We start from the raw sequence: 15,842 nt of genomic DNA on the forward strand, positions 1-15,842 counted from the left end.
AGGTTATTACATATACCAAAGGAGCGAGCCGCATGATCGATACGAGAAAAGGATTTCTGGGCCCCGCACAGGTTAACTTGCTGGAAGGTCCATTTCAAACGTCACAGCATATCGGAGAACGCTACTTGTTATCACTGGAGATCGACCGCTTTCTGGCTCCATGTTATGAAGCCCACGGGTTAACACCACGCAAGCAACGTTATGCAGGCTGGGAGGCACGCTCGATTAGCGGACATTCCCTCGGACACTACATGTCGGCTCTCGCGGTGACGTATCAGGCGACGGGGAATTCCACCTTAAAGCACACGCTCGATTATGCTGTGAGTGAACTGGCGGCAATTCAACAGACGACGGGTAGCGGGTATATTGGAGGTTTGTCTGAGGAGGCTTTCCGCATTGCTTTTCGTGCGGAACATATCGGTGGATTCAACATCGGTGAATATTGGGTTCCGTGGTACAGCGTGCATAAAATCTATCGCGGTCTGATTGACGCTTATCAAATGACGGGCAATGAGCAGGCGCTTGAGGTGGTTACACGTTTTGCGGATTGGGCAGTGGATGGACTAAACTCCATGACCGAGGAGCAGATCCAGACGATGCTGCTATGTGAGCATGGCGGGATGAACGAAGTGTTTGCCCAACTATATGGGATTACAGGAAACGCAGCCTATCTGAAGGCTGCTCGGCAGTTTACACACCAACTCATTCTGGAGCCGCTAGAGCAGGAGCGGGATGAGCTGCAAGGAAGGCATGCCAATACCCAGATTCCCAAAGTCATCGGCGCAGCCGAGATCTACAACCAAGATCCTGCACAGACGTCGTACCGGACAGCGGCACAATTTTTCTGGAATACGACCGTGCAGCATCGTTCTTATGTCTTTGGCGCGACGAGCATATCCGAGCATTATGAAGCAAAGGGCATGGAGAGCCTCGGCATCAAAACCGGGGAGAGCTGCTGTACCCACAACATGATGCATCTGACGAAGCAACTGTTTGCCTGGAACCCGGACAGTGCTTATATGGACTATTATGAGAACGCGGTCTATAACCATATCCTTGGCACGCAAGACCCGACTACGGGCAATAAAACCTATTTTGCCTCAACTCTTCAAGGACATTACAAAATCTACGGCACACGCGATACGGCTTGGTGGTGCTGTACCGGATCAGGCATGGAGAACCCGGGCAAGTATGCTGAGGCGATCTATTATGAGGATGAGCAGGACTTGTATGTGAACCTGTACATCGCTTCCGAGCTGGAGTGGGCATCACAGGGACTAAACTTAAAGCTGGAAACCGACTTCCCCTATTCGGAAAAAGCAACCCTGACAATCACCGAAGGCGGCGCCTCGGCTTGTCTAAGACTACGCGTGCCGTCCTGGCTCCAGGAGCCGATGACGGCAACCGTAAACGGGGATTCGGCCCAGTCGTATACACGTCTGGAACCCGGCTACTTGTCCATCGACCGCACCTGGTCGGCGGGCGATGTCATCACCATTACGCTGCCGATGGCACTGCGTAAATATACAGCCCGGGATGATGCCCTCAAGGTGGCGTTCCAGTATGGCCCGATTGTGCTTGCCGGTGCGCTGGGTAACGAAGGGCTACCCGAGGATACCATTATCGACGAAACTGCGCTGAATCCAAAAACAGCTCCCGTGCCCGTGATCCAAACGGAAGAAGAGGATGTGAGCCAGTGGATCAAGGTTGTCGATAAAGGCACACTTACATTTGAACTTAGTGAGGAAGTGACGTCCACCGGAGAAGCTGTGAAGATGATCCCGTTCTATGATGTGCATCATGAATTTTACACAGTGTATTGGGCGTTGAATGATGAAGGGGATGCGCTGGAGAAAGCGTTGAATGATATCACCATCGACAGCGTGCAACCAGACGGCCAGCAGGATGAGATCGGGCATCAAATGGAGAGTAACTGCCGCGGAGAGCAGTATAACGGCTCCGGTACAGACGGCCGCAATAAGTTGTATATGTGGCGTGAGGCATACGGCGTGAACGGAGCAGCATTCAGCTACCGCTTGGCTGTAGACTCGGATGCCCTGAATCATTTGTACGTAGCCTATTGGGGCGGGGACTATCTACATTTTGACCGAGAGGGAATCCGATATGAAAGGCAATTTAGTATTTGGGTGGATGGTATTGTTGTCGGTGAGCAACGCATTCATATGAACAAGATCGGAGAGGTATTCCGTGCCAGCTATGAGATCCCGGAAGAAGTCACCAGAGGCAAGGAGAGTGTAACCGTAACATTTCAGGCTATCGGGGACAGGGGCTGTGCGGGAAAAGTGACAGAGGTTCGCACAACACGCAGCAGACTCGATTTTTTCGTGTGAGCGTCTGAGGAAGAAGCCTGATGGACGTCCCAGCACAAAGCTCTAAATTCTAACGATCCGTACGGAGCTTATTTGGTCGATTCAGGCATGTTGAGAAATCTAACGATCACCAGCGACGTTATTTCAGCCAAAACGGACTAAAATCAATGAAATCGCATCTCAAATGTGAAAATAACGTTTCTCATGATCGTTACATTCTGGGCTGAGCTAAAAAACGCCAAATAGCGTCATCTGTGATCGTTAGCCTATTGAGTAGTGAGTAGGTGGGATTCGGATGTGACGAATATTAACTTACAAAAGACGAAATGGAGATATTCGCCGTTTCGTCTTTTTGGCGTGCAATTCTCTCGCGAAATCTCTTTCTCGCACCCCATCCTACTCCAGCCCGCCAAGACAAGTCTATATAAAAAATGACACGTAACCTGATTTTCCACGTATTACCGGATAACATTTCATTTACCACTAACGAACCTCCGTAGTTTCTGGTTGTCCAGCAGTTCTTCTCATCTGCAAGTTGCGAAGCTCGTTCTGTTTTGTCCGTGAAAAGAATAATGGGATAAGCTCTATCCACGTATATTACTATGAAGAGTACTGCTCCGACATGATAGCTTATGGAGCACCCATACCTGCCCGGTTGTTCTTTTAAATATCAGGCAGGAATCATTCAACAATCAGTCAAAAATCACTCGAAGATCACTCGAGGATCTTTCAAATTCACTCAAAGATCACTCAAACTTCAAGTCAAACATCTACTTTATAGAAAGCTAATACTAGCGTAAATATCCCCTGCCATTTTTCCAATCCTATCCACCTGAGAGCGTTCACATCATGTACAATAAGAAGATGAGAGACAGGGAATATACGACATGTAATCCTAATATCTAACATGAAAGGAGGCCATAGGATCGACCATGACCAGGTACATACAATTGTTTGGGCTCATCATCGGCATCGTGGCCGTGAATGTTCTGGCCTTCTCCCCGGGGTTTGCTGGACTTGGATTCGGAGAGAGTGCATTCCAGACCGCGCTTTCCGTGACGCTGTTGTTCGGAAGCGTACTCGCACTTTTCTATGGCAGCTACACATTATTGTTCAAACAGCCGGTCGTTTTACCCGTGAGACAGATCGAAACCCATGAAGATTATGTGGAGGCTTTATCTTTTTACAGACGCATCAAAATCCTTGAAGAAGATATTACGCTGGGGCTGTCCCAACTGAACCGGATGAAAAAGAAAAAAGAAACCCTGATGAACGTGCTTCATCAACGGTTTGATCCCGGCGAGCTGAGCTTTAAGAAATTCGCTTCGGTCACGGAAGAGGTAGAGAAGCTGTTATACCTGAACATCCGCAGCATTCTGAATCGACTGAATGTCTTCGACGAAGCCGATTATGCCAGCATGATGAAAGCCAAATCCCCTGCGATTCCGCAGAAGCTTTTTCAAGAGAAAACGAAAGTGTACAACGATTACCTGACCTATGTGAAGGACTCGCTTCACACGAACGAAGAGATTTTATTAAAGCTGGATCAGCTGTTGCTGGAGATTTCGCGTCTGGACAGTTTCGAAGCCGGAGATATTGAGCAGATGCCTTGTATGCAGGAGATTGATCAGTTAATCAAGCACACCAAATTATATAGACAGTGAGGGGTTGCACCTATGGCAAAGAAGGGAAAGTTTTTTCTCATATCGATTATTATGCTCATACTCGTGTTCGGTCTCGTTTATGGCGGAATCACACTGACATCGAACTTTGGCAAGTCTACCACACAGGTCACGACCGAAAATGCAGGTAAGGAACTTGGCAAACTTTACGCGGACATTGCACCAGCTACCGCAGAACCGGTGAAAGGACAGATTGACCTCGATCCGGTTGATGTTGCAGAATCCCTCCCGGACATTTCAAAATTCCCGGTTACAGTAGAGAACACGACCAATGATTTCGTTGAAATCTTCTCCTCCACCGAGAAATCGGGTAACGGCGTGGATGGATGGTTAACTGAGGTCGCAGAGGCATTTAACCAAGCGAATATCACGGCCGGAGGCAAACAGGTATCGGTCAAAATCCGCAACATTGCTTCGGGTACAGCCACGGATTATATCAAGTCCGGCAAATATGTGCCCGATGCCTTTACCCCGTCCAATGAACTATGGGGTGAGATGGTGGAAGCCAGCGGAGTGAAGACGAAGCTCATCTCGAAGCGGCTTGTTGGCAACGTACCGGGAATCGTCATCTCCAAAGCCAAATATGATGCACTGGTGAACACTTACGGCTCTGTGAACGTCAAAACGATAACCGAAGCTATTGCCAATAATGAGCTGACGATGGGATATACCGATCCGTTTGCGAGTTCTACGGGACTGAATTTCCTGGTTACCGCATTAAATACGTATGACAGCGCCAATCCGCTGGGCGAGAAAGCAATCCAAGGCTTTGAGAAGTTCCAGGCGAATGTACCCTTCACGGCGTCCACCACGATTCAGATGCGGGAAGCGGCCAAGTCGGGCAGACTGGATGCTTTTGTACTGGAATATCAGACTTATGTGAATACGGCCGATCTCAAGAGTGGATATGTGTTTACCCCATTTGGCGTAAGGCATGACAGCCCGCTGTATGCCCTTGGGCAATTGCCACAGAACAAACAGGAGATCATCCAGAAGTTTGCCGATTTTGTCACGCAGGATCAGTATCAGAAAAAGGCAGAAGAGTTCGGCTTTAACGGTCTGCAAAATTACAAATCGGAGCTGGCTGCGGTGGATGGTGGAACATTGCTGTCCGCGCAAAAAGTCTGGAAAGAGAAGAAGAATGGCAGTAATCCAATCGCCGCCGTGTTTGTAACGGACGTATCCGGGAGTATGGCGGGGGAACCGCTTAACCGGCTCAAAGAATCTTTGCGCAAAGGCCAGAAGTACCTTGGTACCGACAATAGCATCGGACTGGTCTCGTATTCCAGCGACGTGACGGTCAATCTGCCGATTGCTAAGTATGATACGAACCAGCAATCCATGTTTGTCGGAACGGTGGATAGCCTGCAAGCGAGCGGAGGAACAGCGACATTCGACGGCATCGTGGTTGCAATGAAGATGCTGGAGGATTACAAAGCGGCCAACCCTAACGTGAAACCGCTGATCTTTGTCCTCAGTGATGGTGAGACGAACGAAGGACATTCGCTCAAAGATATCCGAGATCTGGTGGAGACGTACAAAGTACCGATCTACACGATTGGATATAACGCCGACATCAAAGCGCTGGAGAGCATCTCCAGCATTAACGAGGCAGCGAGCATTAACGCGGACACCGACGATGTTGTCTACAAAATCGGAAACCTGTTCAACGTACAGATGTAAGTCAATTTTAACGTGCATATGTAAGTTATTTTAATGTTCAGACGTAAGGACGGATGTAACTAAAAGGGGGAACTGCGAATGTCGTTTACGATGGAAATACCGAGCCAGAAGGAAATTCAGAAGGTGATTGAAGAAGAGATCAAACCGGTGCCCGCCGAGGTGGCGGAACTGCAACAGGTAGCAACTTCGAATGTGGATATGATTATGAACCTGGACCTTGAATCTCTGGAGAAGCGCAAAGAAATTTTGCAATCCATTGACGGCTTTGGTATGAACACGATGCGATCCTCTTCCGAGAAAAACGCGTTGCTTCAAGTCTCCGTTGGACATCTGTCCAAGACGGGAGACGAGGGCGGTCAGGTTGCCAAAGGCTTGACCGAGCTGCACATGCAACTGAAGGATCTCGACCCGAGCGTGGTCGATTTCGCCAAAACAGGCTTTCTGGGCAAGCTGTTCAACCCGCTACGCGCGTATTTCCTCAAATACCAGAAAGCCGACGCCGTCATCGCCGATATTGTCGTTTCACTCGACAAGGGCCGCGCCACGCTGCGTAACGACAACACCACGCTTGAGATCGAGCAGCAGAGCCTGCGCGAACTGACCAAGCGGCTGCAGAAGGAGATTCAGCTTGGCATGTTGATGGATGAATCCATTGATACACAGATTGAAACAGCCAAGGTTCGCGGGGAAGACCCTGAGAAGGTGCGTTTTATTACCGAAGAAGTATTGTTCCCGCTCCGTCAGCGTGTCATGGATCTGCAACAGATGCTGGTCGTTAACCAGCAGGGGATCATGGCGATTGAAGTGGTCATTCGCAACAACAAAGAGTTAATTCGTGGTGTGGATCGGGCGAAAAATGTGACGATCTCCGCGCTGAAAATTGCAGTCACCGTTGCCAGTGCGTTATACAATCAGAAGATTGTCTTGCAGAAAATCGAGTTGCTTAACCGTACCACCAACGATCTGATCGCCGGTACATCCAAAATGCTGAAGGATCAGGGCACGGCCATCCAGAAGCAGGCTTACGAAGCAAGTATCTCGGTGGATACGATGAAGCAGGCTTTCACGGATGTGCTGTCTGCCCTGGACTCGATTTCGGTCTACAAACAAGAGGCCTTGCCAAGAATGCGCGAGACGATTGGTCAGTTCCGTGAACTGGCGGAGACCGGGGAACAGCAGATTCAGCGATTGGAAAAAGGACAGAAGCTTGGTCTGTAGTTATCATATTTTATATCATAAAACACAAAACGGTTGGCCCTTTAGTTCGGGTCAACCGTTTTTTAGACGTTGCATATAAACAACATAGGGGATAACCAGGATTAGAAACAACAGCACTGCAACGAGGGATAGGAGCAGACCGCTATTCACGAGCATCCAGGCGCCAAGTGCGGCGCCAATGACAAAAATAAACCAGGATAGTGCCAGCACAGCCCACTCGGATGCGGGAGCTTTGCCGCGTACAGCTTTGGCCAAGGCCTGACCGATACCAAACAGCGTACCCGAAACAAAGCCTTTGCCTACATCTGCATGGGCCACCATCTGATGCATTGTATTTTGCATGCCCATCGCCATGGCGATCGGGAATATAATATATTGCGTGTGGAACAGGAGCGACAACAGGATTGCGAAGAGAAACAATACACACTCCACGCTCAATATAAGGGTCAGATGCCATTTCCCCCATGACTCTGTAATGAAAGTGCCGACAAACGCTCCTGCAATAAATAAAAGAACGACAGTCCCTGTCGTTGCCCATAACGCATAATCTGCCTCAAAAAGAGCGATGCCCAGCTTGGTGCTGTTGCCGCTCATGAAGGATAAATACACTTTACCCAGCCCCAAATACCCAATGGAATCGATGAAACCGGCAAGCAGTACAAGAACGGACGATAACAAAAGCCGGGAAAATCCCGGCTCCAAACGTTCTACCGTGCGTCCGATACTCTCGTTGTTCACTTTCGGGGAAGACAAGTCATGTACGGAATGCATAGGCATCTGTCCTCCATTTTCAGGTAAACATCAGGTTCGCTTATTCTCGCTTAAGTTTACGTTGTCATTCCCTTAACTGAGCTAATCTCCGGGAATGAACCTTGCAACACTTACGTATAGCCTTCTTCGTTATTTCCCCTTGTTCTGATCCGGTGCAATAAACAACGTATCGTCAGGGAGCTGTTCTGCTTCCTCAGGAGACATGCCGAGATTCGTGGAGAGCACGTCTACCGGATTGCCTGAGATCCACTCACTCAGATCAATGGCTTCATAGTGTCCACTGTTGAATCCAATGAGTACACGGCAGACATCATCACCCGTGTTTTTGATGTAGTGACCCGCACCCATCGGGGCGTATCCAACATCTCCAGCTTCGAACTGTTCAGTGACGGCTTGTCCTTCGGCGAGAAACACGGTCATTTCGGCAGTGCCGCTGATATAGTACTGCCACTCATCCGCATTGGGGTGCCAGTGCAATTCCCGCAGGGCGCCGGGTTGAAGCTCGATCAGAGAGCCCGCCATCGTGGTGGAGATCGGAAAGTCTTCAACGGTTACCGTACGCTGCGTACCGCCGCCTGGGGCGCGGCGTGGCTGTTTGGCATGCAAGGGATAACGATGCGGCGTGGTCAGTTCCGAGTTGCGGCGATAAGTCGCAGAGGAGGAACTGTCATCGGGTACCGGGCCTTTGGCAAAATAGGCTTCGCCCTGATTCAGTTTGGCAGCTTGTTCCATTGTAATCCCGAGGTTCTGGGCAACAATGGCGTCTGGCGTCTGAGTCAGAAAATCAGTAATGCTGAACGTATGATCCTCCGAGAAATCCCCATTGTCAAAAATCAAAATGAAGTGGCATTCGTCCGGCCCGAGACCCTGTATGGAGTGACCGTATCCACGCGGAAAGTACCATACATCTCCGGGTTCAAAGGTATCGGTATACGCATGTCCGTCCGGATGGATAACGGTGGTGCGGCAGGAGCCGCTGATTACATAAGCCCACTCGGCCGCATTCGCATGCCAGTGCAGTTCGCGCATGCCGCCTGGTTCCAGGCGCATGGATACTCCTGCAATGCCGATGGATGCGGGGAAGTCGTGAACCGAGGCTCCGCGAGTGATGCCGCCGGGACCGGTACGGGGTTCTTTTTGCTCAAGACGATACTTGAAAGATTTCATCATCATTCCTCCTGCCTCAAATTTGAATCCACTAGACAATGTGTAAATAATTGAATATAACTATAATATTATACCCATATTTTGAGAAATTATTCATTTTTTTAATCGATGTGCGGGCGTAAAATGAATAATTTTGAACAACTCTTCTGCCATATAAGTAGGGCTGTGCTTGAAATCCTGTCTGATCCACTCCATGATCATGCCGAATATGGCATGAGACTGATAACTTGCGAGCAGTTCCGGGTTAATATGGGGCGGGAAAGTATGAGTCAGATCCTGCAAAGACAGATCCCGCAGCACATCACAGATCATACGCTGAAAGCTGGATGAAGCTTCCGATTGCACGACGAGAGTGTAAAATTGGGCGTGCTGATGCACATGTTCGAAGATGGCAATGGCGGAAGAGGGCATTTGCCCCACTTGAAAATCCTCCATCCCCTCGTAAGGCTTGCGAAATGAAGTCACCAGATCCTGAGTCACATCATGCAGGATTTCGTTGAACAGATCTTCCTTGTATTGATAATGTCTGTAAAAGGTACCCCGATTCAGATCAGCTTGCTGCACAATATCCGAAATAGAGATTTCCTTGAAATTTTGCTTCTGCATCAAATGAAGCAGTGCCTCCTTCAGGGCGGCTTTGGATTTACGGATTCGTCGATCCATCGCGTCTGATGTTTCAGGCATTGGAATTCCTCCCGGGTGATATTTATCAAAAGATAATATACAAACAGGTGAGAGCCTGTTGTTTAACGTACATTTGGAACGTTTTTTACTGATTGTATCGAAAAGCTATGACTTATTATACTAAAGATAAGAGATAATGAACATTTGTTTGTTATCTTTATGTAAGCGAATACATCGTAGGAGGTATAAACAAATGAAACTTGAAAATAAAGTGGCCATTGTCACAGGTGCAGGATCGGGAATGGGCAAAGCCATTGCCACATTGTATGCGCAAGAAGGAGCCAAGGTCGTTGTTTCCGATATCAACGAGGAAGCAGCTGAGGCTGTCGTTCAAGAGATTCAGGCAAACGGTGGAGAAGCCTTTGTTCTTCTGGCTAATGTAGCGAAGGAGGAAGATGTCCAGCAACTGATTGATCAAACGGTGAGTAAATACGGGACAGTGGACATTCTGGTCAACAATGCGGGGATCATGGATGGGATGGAGCCAGCTGCGGATATTAGCGATGAGCGGTGGGAGAAGGTTTTTGCCGTGAACACAACAAGTGTGATGCGCACTACACGCAAAGTACTGCCGATTTTCCTGGAGAAGAAGCAAGGAGTTATCGTCAATGTTGCTTCAGCTGGTGGCTTGCATGGTGGACGGGCCGGAGCCGCATATACGGCATCCAAACATGCTGTAGTGGGGTTTACCAAAAATACAGGATACATGTATGCCGAGCAAGGCATTCGTTGTAATGCGATTGCACCAGGAGCCGTTGCGACGAACATCGGGACAACCATGACGGACATTAACCCTTTCGGTGCGGGACGGCAGCAGCAGGGGATGGCCATCAATCCACGGGTAGGAACGAGTGAGGAGATTGCCAAAGTGGCTCTGTTCCTTGGATCAGACGAGTCCAGTTTTGTAAATGGTACTGTCATTACGGCTGATGCAGGCTGGAGTTCGTATTAATTTGTTGGCAGATCGTGCCTTGGAGTACAGGATAGTTCTGCCGCTTAACAAGGACAGGGAAATAAAGTGAAGAAAATAGAGTGGAAAAAATATAGCAAAAAAATTAGTCATTGAAAGCAAAGGAAAAGCCGCAGAAATGCGGCTTATTTGGCATCTGTGCTCATCACATATCATACCTGAGTTTTTAATAAGGACAAACGTTTGCACTTTGCAAAAAAATAAGGTAGAGCGCTTAACTCAGGAAGGGCTTTGCCTTCAAATATAGGGAGGACTCACGTACAATCAGGCGGTGCGGGATAATAACCGGATTCTGAGCGAGAGGCTCGTTGCCAAGAATCTTGAGTAAAACCTGAACTGCGGTATACCCGAGCTGGTATGTGCCAATATCAATGGAACTGAGCGGAGGTGAAGCAAGTTCGGACAACGCGATATTGTTAAAACTGACCACACTGATATCCTCGGGCACTCGATATCCCAGCTCCGCGAGTGCTCTTAACACACCGAAAGCGACATTGTCGTCGATAACTACAATGGCGGTAGGCCTGTCGGGTAGCGACATAAAAAGGGACATTGCCCGGAAGCCGCTTTCCTGCAGGAATTCACCCTCCACGATCCAGTCGTTCGTTGGCATTAACCCGGATTCTTCAAGAGCGTTCCGATACCCACGCATGCGATCATGCGATAACGTAATATCCGGCGGACCGCTCACAAAGCCGATGCGTGTGTGTCCCTGTGCAATAAGATGTTGCGTTGCATCATACGCGGTCTGCACATTATCGTTGTCGACCATAGGTGCATTCGGATGTGTCTCACTTCGGCCAATGAGCACAAACGGGAATTTTTCCTCTTCGAGAAAAGAGATGATGGGATCGTCCCGTTTGGAACCGAGCAACAGAATACCGTCGACCCTGCGCCCATGCACGAGACGTGAAATGGCCTGTAATTCATCATCGGAGGACGTCTCGGTGGACAGCAGTAACTCATAGTTGTTACGAGTCGCATGGGTAATAATGCCGCGCAACAACTCTCCAAAGAAATAATTTTGAAAAAGTTCCTCCGCAGGACGGGGGAGCATAATTCCAAGCGTCTGCGTTGTTTTGGATACAAGGCTCTTAGCCATCATATTGGGATGATAATTAAGTTCTTTCATAATTTGTTTAACTTTAAGAGATGTTTCCGTACTGATTCTGGGATGGCCTGAAATCACCCGTGACACTGTAGAAGGGGAAACACCCGCCAATTTGGCAATATCCTTGATCGTAATCATGTAAAAAACCCCTTCTGATTCAATCATTTCAACATTCTCCTATGGTAATGCAAAGGGTACCAGAAATCAATTGTTAACTCGTTAACCCGGAATGTAAGTAGAGCAAAATAAAGGAAGAAAGAGTTAGATCGAGGAAATAGGAAATTACTGTGAACAAAATTCAGGATATGGTTAAATTTAAAGGAATATAGCTTGTGCAAACGTTTGTGCAAATAAAGTTTGATATTGTATGATGTGGTATATATTATAGCGCTTACATCATTGGATTTACATACTTTTAACTTGTTTAGCCCTACATATCGAATGTTTCAGTGACCTTGTGTTCCGTTTTGAGCAAACGTTTGTACAACGATTCACATGGAACATAAAATCCTGACTAGATACGGCGTTTAAAGGGTGAAAAGCGCAAAAATTTCTTGAACTACACAGAGGGAAAGGGGACATTTCACATGAGAAAATGGCAAGGCACAGTTCTGTCCATCGGAATGGCTTTTACACTAGCCGCATGTTCAACCGGAGGAGGAGGAAGTTCTACTCCGGCAGCGCCAAGTGATAATCCAGAGGATACGGTGCAGCTGACTGCAGAGAATCTCCAGCCAGAGGAGGGTGCAACACTGGTCATCTGGGAGGATAAAAACCAGAGTAGCTTTATTGAGCAACGAGTCAAAAAATTCGAAGAAAAATATGGTGTCACGGTCAAAATGGAGGAGCTGCCGCCAACAGATCAAGTAACCAAGTTAACGACGGACGGTCCTGCCGGGCTTGCCGCGGATGTCGTTGTGTTCCCGCATGACAAGATTGGCAGCGCCTCGGAAGCAGGACTTATTCTGCCTAACGATATCTTCGAAGCTGAAACCACAGCCAATACCAGCGAGAATGCGCTGAAAGCGGTGACGTTCAAAGACATTTTATACGGATATCCGTACAGCGTCGAAACGTATGCCCTCTTTTACAACAAAGCCTTGTACCCCGAAGCACCGAAAAACTTTGACGAAATTATCGATTTTGCCAAAACGTTTAACAATGCCAAATCCAATCAATATGCGCTGATGTGGGAATTACAACAATTCTATTATAACTACGCCTTCCTGGCGTCTCAGGGTGGATATATCTTTGGGGACAACGGGATGGATAGCAGTGACCTCGGTTTGAACAACGAAGGAGCGCAGAAAGGGGGAGAATTCCTCCAAAAGCTGAAGGCTCAAGTGCTGCCGCTCAAGATGGGCGATGTGAACTACGATATCAAAAAAGGACTGTTCTCCAGCGGCAAGCTGGCCATGGATATTAACGGACCTTGGACCATTGCCGACTATCGCAACGCCGGAGTCGATTTTGGGGTCGCTCCCCTCCCTGCTATTGACGGCAAGCCGATGACCTCCTTCTCGGGTGTGAAAGCCTATTACGTCAATGCGTTTACCCAGTATCCTAATGCTTCCAAGTTGCTCGCTGCATTCCTCTCGAACGAAGAAGCCCAGATGGAGAACTTTGACATGAACGGTACGCTTCCAGCGAACAAAAATGTGGCGGCAGACGCCAAAGTACAGGAAGATCCGATCAACAAAGCCTTCCTTGAACAATTCAACAACTCGACACCGATGCCTTCCCTTCCAGCCATGGACAGTGTATGGGGACCGATTTCGTCAGCCATTACAGATATTTGGGACAGCGGCAAGGATGTGAAAGCTTCACTCGACAATGCTGTGAAACAGATTAAGGAGAGCCTGGCAACCACGCAATAATGACAAAACAGCGATGACACGATGAACGATGAATGATACCAAACGGAGAGGAGGGAGCATATGCGACAACCGCATGTCCCGGTGTCAGCCCAGCCCAATAGGGAAAAGCAGCACCGGATGACGGCATCCATATGCTCCATCATACTGCAAGGTCTCGGACAGTTATACAATAGGCAGTGGATTAAAGGCATTGTTCTATTGCTGCTGGAGGGAGCAGGGCTTGCATACCTGCTTCCTCGGCTGTCCCAAGCGGTATGGGGGATATGGACACTGGGGGAGAACACACAGCGTTTTGTGAAAGTGAATGGTTCAACGGTGCTTCAAAAGGGCGACCATTCCATCTTTTTGTTGCTTGACGGAATTATTGTGCTCTTGGTCTTTTTTGTGTTTGTGCTTGTTTACATTCTGAACATCCGGGATGCGTATATGACCGGACTTGCAAGAGAGCAGGGGAAACCTACGCTGGGAGCCGCGGCAACGATGCGTAATGTGATGGACAAAAATTTTCCGTATCTGTTCCTGTCCATCCCGGCACTCGGTATTCTGTTTTTTACAATCATGCCGATTCTGTTCACCGTTACGATTGCGTTTACGAACTATGCCGCACCGGATCATATTCCACCAGCCAAGCTGGTGGACTGGGTAGGGTTCAAAATATTTACGGATCTGATCCAGCTCAAATCCTGGAGCCAGACGTTCTACGGGGTGCTCACCTGGACAGTCATCTGGGCAGTCTTGGCGACAGTAACGACGTACTTCGGCGGCGTGCTTGTAGCTTTGTTAATTGAACAGAAAGGCATTCGCTTCAAAAAGTTGTGGCGTACCATTTTTATTTTGCCTTATGCCATTCCACAGATTATCTCGCTACTATTGATGCGCAATCTGTTCAACGGTCAGTTTGGACCGATCAATACGTATATGCGAGCGTTCGGACTGGAAGGCTTGCCTTGGCTGACGGACCCGTTCTGGGCCAAAGTTACTGTCATTGTCGTCAACATGTGGATCGGTATTCCGGTCAGCATGGTGCTCATTTTGGGTGTGCTTACCGCTATTCCGCGTGATCTGTATGAGGCAGCCGAAGTGGACGGCGCTTCCGCGTTCCAGAAGTTCAAAATTATTACGATGCCGTTCATTTTATTTGCCACGACACCGGTGCTGATTATGCAGTTTGCCGGGAACTTCAACAACTTCAACGTCATTTTCCTGTTAACGAACGGTAACCCGCTTCGCGGAGACTATCAGTATGCTGGGGCAACGGATTTGCTGGTGACCTGGCTCTACAAACTCACGCTCGACAATAATAAATTCAATATGGCTTCTGCGGTAGGCATCATCATCTTCCTGATTATCGCTACCTTCTCCATCTGGAATTTCCGCCGCTCCAAATCATTCAAGGAGGAGGACATGATCCAATGAAGAAACGCAACAATCCGATTCGTCTGACGCTCAGTTACGTGCTTTTGCTGATCATTGCCGTCGTATCCGTTTATCCTGTGCTGTGGATTTTTCTGTCGTCCCTGCGTCCCGGCGCGGCATTGTTCAGTGAACGCTTATGGCCGGAAAGTTTCACTCTTTCTCACTATGGAGAGCTGTTTAACAATCCGTCCTTTATGTACGGCAGATGGTATATGAATACGCTGAAAATCGCCTTCTTCACGATGATTTTCTCTACATTAATGGTGACGCTGGGCATGTACGCGTTATCCCGGTTCCGTTTTCGGGGGCGTAAAACGATTCTGTCCACCATGCTCATTCTGGGCATGTTTCCAAGTTTCATGAGCATGATTGCCATCTATATTATTTTGCTGCAAATCAAACTGCTTGACACGCATGCTGCGCTTATTCTGGTTTATTCCTCAGGCGCAGTGCTGGGCGGATTCATCGTCAAAGGTTTCTTTGACACCATCCCGCGCAGTCTGGATGAAGCAGCTCGTATCGATGGTGCCAGTCATCTGCGTGTGTTCACCAGCATCATTCTTCCGTTATCCAAGCCGATGCTTACATACGTCGCCTTAACCAGCTTCACGGGGGCATGGATGGATTTTATTTTTGCCCGGCTCGTGCTGCGTACCAAAGAAAATTGGACTCTGGCTGTAGGAATGTGGGATCTCGTAAACCGGTATCAGGACAGTAACTTCACGATGTTTGCTGCAGGAGCCGTACTGATTGCTATTCCAATTACCCTGCTGTTTGTATTCCTGCAGCGTTTCCTCGTTCAGGGTCTGACAACAGGGGCATCCAAAGGTTAACATCTCTCTACGGCCTCAGTAATGGCAAGATGAGCCGCACTTGCGACAATTCGACCAGGCACTTCCGCAACGCAACGTCATGTCTTCGTCGACTGGCCAC

At 48.5% G+C, this 15,842-nt stretch carries 13 protein-coding genes; 8 read left to right on the forward strand and 5 right to left on the reverse strand.

The genetic code is table 11. From position 1 onward, the window contains the following. Window positions 1-32: 32 nt before the first annotated feature. Window positions 33-2,351, forward strand: coding sequence for a beta-L-arabinofuranosidase domain-containing protein (locus tag FS818_RS14985; RefSeq protein WP_145332977.1), 2,319 nt, complete (start codon window positions 33-35; stop codon window positions 2,349-2,351). Window positions 2,352-2,637: 286 nt separating this feature from the next. Here the strand turns inward: FS818_RS14985 and FS818_RS14990 are convergent, their stop codons facing one another. Continuing rightward, entirely contained in the window at window positions 2,638-2,922 is a 285-nt protein-coding gene (locus FS818_RS14990; RefSeq protein ID WP_145332978.1) for a hypothetical protein, read from the reverse strand. A 340-nt stretch (window positions 2,923-3,262) separates the two neighbouring features. Between FS818_RS14990 and FS818_RS14995 the strand changes: the two genes are divergently transcribed. The 3 genes from FS818_RS14995 to FS818_RS15005 all read left to right on the forward strand — a co-directional run bounded on the left by FS818_RS14995 (window position 3,263) and on the right by FS818_RS15005 (window position 6,913). Continuing rightward, window positions 3,263-3,994 (forward strand): hypothetical protein, encoded by a 732-nt coding sequence (locus FS818_RS14995; RefSeq protein ID WP_145332979.1) that lies wholly within the window; start codon window positions 3,263-3,265, stop codon window positions 3,992-3,994. 12 nt (window positions 3,995-4,006) lie between these two features. Continuing rightward, complete coding sequence (locus FS818_RS15000) at window positions 4,007-5,695, forward strand: vWA domain-containing protein (protein WP_145332980.1); 1,689 nt, start codon at window positions 4,007-4,009, stop codon at window positions 5,693-5,695. Window positions 5,696-5,773: 78 nt separating this feature from the next. Further along, window positions 5,774-6,913, forward strand: a complete 1,140-nt coding sequence (locus FS818_RS15005; RefSeq protein ID WP_145332981.1) for a toxic anion resistance protein — start codon at window positions 5,774-5,776, stop codon at window positions 6,911-6,913. A gap of 51 nt (window positions 6,914-6,964) precedes the next feature. On the opposite strand, the gene FS818_RS15010 is transcribed toward FS818_RS15005, so the two are convergent. The 3 genes from FS818_RS15010 to FS818_RS15020 all read right to left on the reverse strand — a co-directional run bounded on the left by FS818_RS15010 (window position 6,965) and on the right by FS818_RS15020 (window position 9,535). Continuing rightward, window positions 6,965-7,684 carry a YoaK family protein gene (locus tag FS818_RS15010; protein ID WP_186331884.1) on the reverse strand — a complete coding sequence of 240 codons (720 nt, stop codon included), beginning with the start codon at window positions 7,682-7,684 and terminating at the stop codon, window positions 6,965-6,967. A 129-nt stretch (window positions 7,685-7,813) separates the two neighbouring features. Beyond that, entirely contained in the window at window positions 7,814-8,851 is a 1,038-nt protein-coding gene (locus FS818_RS15015; protein WP_145332983.1) for a cupin domain-containing protein, read from the reverse strand. A 93-nt stretch (window positions 8,852-8,944) separates the two neighbouring features. After that, a complete protein-coding gene (locus FS818_RS15020; RefSeq protein WP_145332984.1) occupies window positions 8,945-9,535 on the reverse strand; it encodes a TetR/AcrR family transcriptional regulator in 591 nt (196 codons plus the stop codon). A gap of 193 nt (window positions 9,536-9,728) precedes the next feature. Here FS818_RS15020 and FS818_RS15025 point away from each other — a divergent pair, with 193 nt between their 5' ends. Continuing rightward, window positions 9,729-10,487, forward strand: coding sequence for an SDR family oxidoreductase (locus tag FS818_RS15025; RefSeq protein ID WP_145332985.1), 759 nt, complete (start codon window positions 9,729-9,731; stop codon window positions 10,485-10,487). A gap of 232 nt (window positions 10,488-10,719) precedes the next feature. On the opposite strand, the gene FS818_RS15030 is transcribed toward FS818_RS15025, so the two are convergent. Then, complete coding sequence (locus tag FS818_RS15030; RefSeq protein ID WP_145333466.1) at window positions 10,720-11,754, reverse strand: LacI family DNA-binding transcriptional regulator; 1,035 nt, start codon at window positions 11,752-11,754, stop codon at window positions 10,720-10,722. Window positions 11,755-12,203: 449 nt separating this feature from the next. On the opposite strand from FS818_RS15030, the gene FS818_RS15035 reads away from it, so the two are divergent. The 3 genes from FS818_RS15035 to FS818_RS15045 are packed head-to-tail and all read left to right on the forward strand — an operon-like array spanning window position 12,204 to window position 15,742. Further along, window positions 12,204-13,493 carry a sugar ABC transporter substrate-binding protein gene (locus FS818_RS15035; RefSeq protein WP_145332986.1) on the forward strand — a complete coding sequence of 430 codons (1,290 nt, stop codon included), beginning with the start codon at window positions 12,204-12,206 and terminating at the stop codon, window positions 13,491-13,493. Window positions 13,494-13,553: 60 nt separating this feature from the next. Beyond that, a complete protein-coding gene (locus FS818_RS15040; protein WP_145332987.1) occupies window positions 13,554-14,909 on the forward strand; it encodes a carbohydrate ABC transporter permease in 1,356 nt (451 codons plus the stop codon). Continuing rightward, window positions 14,906-15,742, forward strand: coding sequence for a sugar ABC transporter permease (locus FS818_RS15045; protein WP_145332988.1), 837 nt, complete (start codon window positions 14,906-14,908; stop codon window positions 15,740-15,742). Before FS818_RS15040 ends, FS818_RS15045 begins: the two co-directional genes overlap by 4 nt. Window positions 15,743-15,842 lie beyond the last annotated feature (100 nt).

Source organism: Paenibacillus xylanexedens (assembly GCF_007680605.1).
Taxonomy (GTDB): Bacteria; Bacillota; Bacilli; order Paenibacillales; family Paenibacillaceae; genus Paenibacillus; species Paenibacillus xylanexedens_B.

Coding starts and splice junctions, on each gene's coding strand:
- FS818_RS14985 (WP_145332977.1), top strand. CDS start 33: ATGATCGATACGAGAAAAGGATTTCTGGGCCCCGCACAGGTTAACTTG.
- FS818_RS14995 (WP_145332979.1), top strand. CDS start 3,263: ATGACCAGGTACATACAATTGTTTGGGCTCATCATCGGCATCGTGGCC.
- FS818_RS15000 (WP_145332980.1), top strand. CDS start 4,007: ATGGCAAAGAAGGGAAAGTTTTTTCTCATATCGATTATTATGCTCATA.
- FS818_RS15005 (WP_145332981.1), top strand. CDS start 5,774: ATGTCGTTTACGATGGAAATACCGAGCCAGAAGGAAATTCAGAAGGTG.
- FS818_RS15010 (WP_186331884.1), bottom strand. CDS start 7,684: ATGCATTCCGTACATGACTTGTCTTCCCCGAAAGTGAACAACGAGAGT.
- FS818_RS15015 (WP_145332983.1), bottom strand. CDS start 8,851: ATGAAATCTTTCAAGTATCGTCTTGAGCAAAAAGAACCCCGTACCGGT.
- FS818_RS15020 (WP_145332984.1), bottom strand. CDS start 9,535: ATGCCTGAAACATCAGACGCGATGGATCGACGAATCCGTAAATCCAAA.
- FS818_RS15025 (WP_145332985.1), top strand. CDS start 9,729: ATGAAACTTGAAAATAAAGTGGCCATTGTCACAGGTGCAGGATCGGGA.
- FS818_RS15030 (WP_145333466.1), bottom strand. CDS start 11,754: ATGATTACGATCAAGGATATTGCCAAATTGGCGGGTGTTTCCCCTTCT.
- FS818_RS15035 (WP_145332986.1), top strand. CDS start 12,204: ATGAGAAAATGGCAAGGCACAGTTCTGTCCATCGGAATGGCTTTTACA.
- FS818_RS15040 (WP_145332987.1), top strand. CDS start 13,554: ATGCGACAACCGCATGTCCCGGTGTCAGCCCAGCCCAATAGGGAAAAG.
- FS818_RS15045 (WP_145332988.1), top strand. CDS start 14,906: ATGAAGAAACGCAACAATCCGATTCGTCTGACGCTCAGTTACGTGCTT.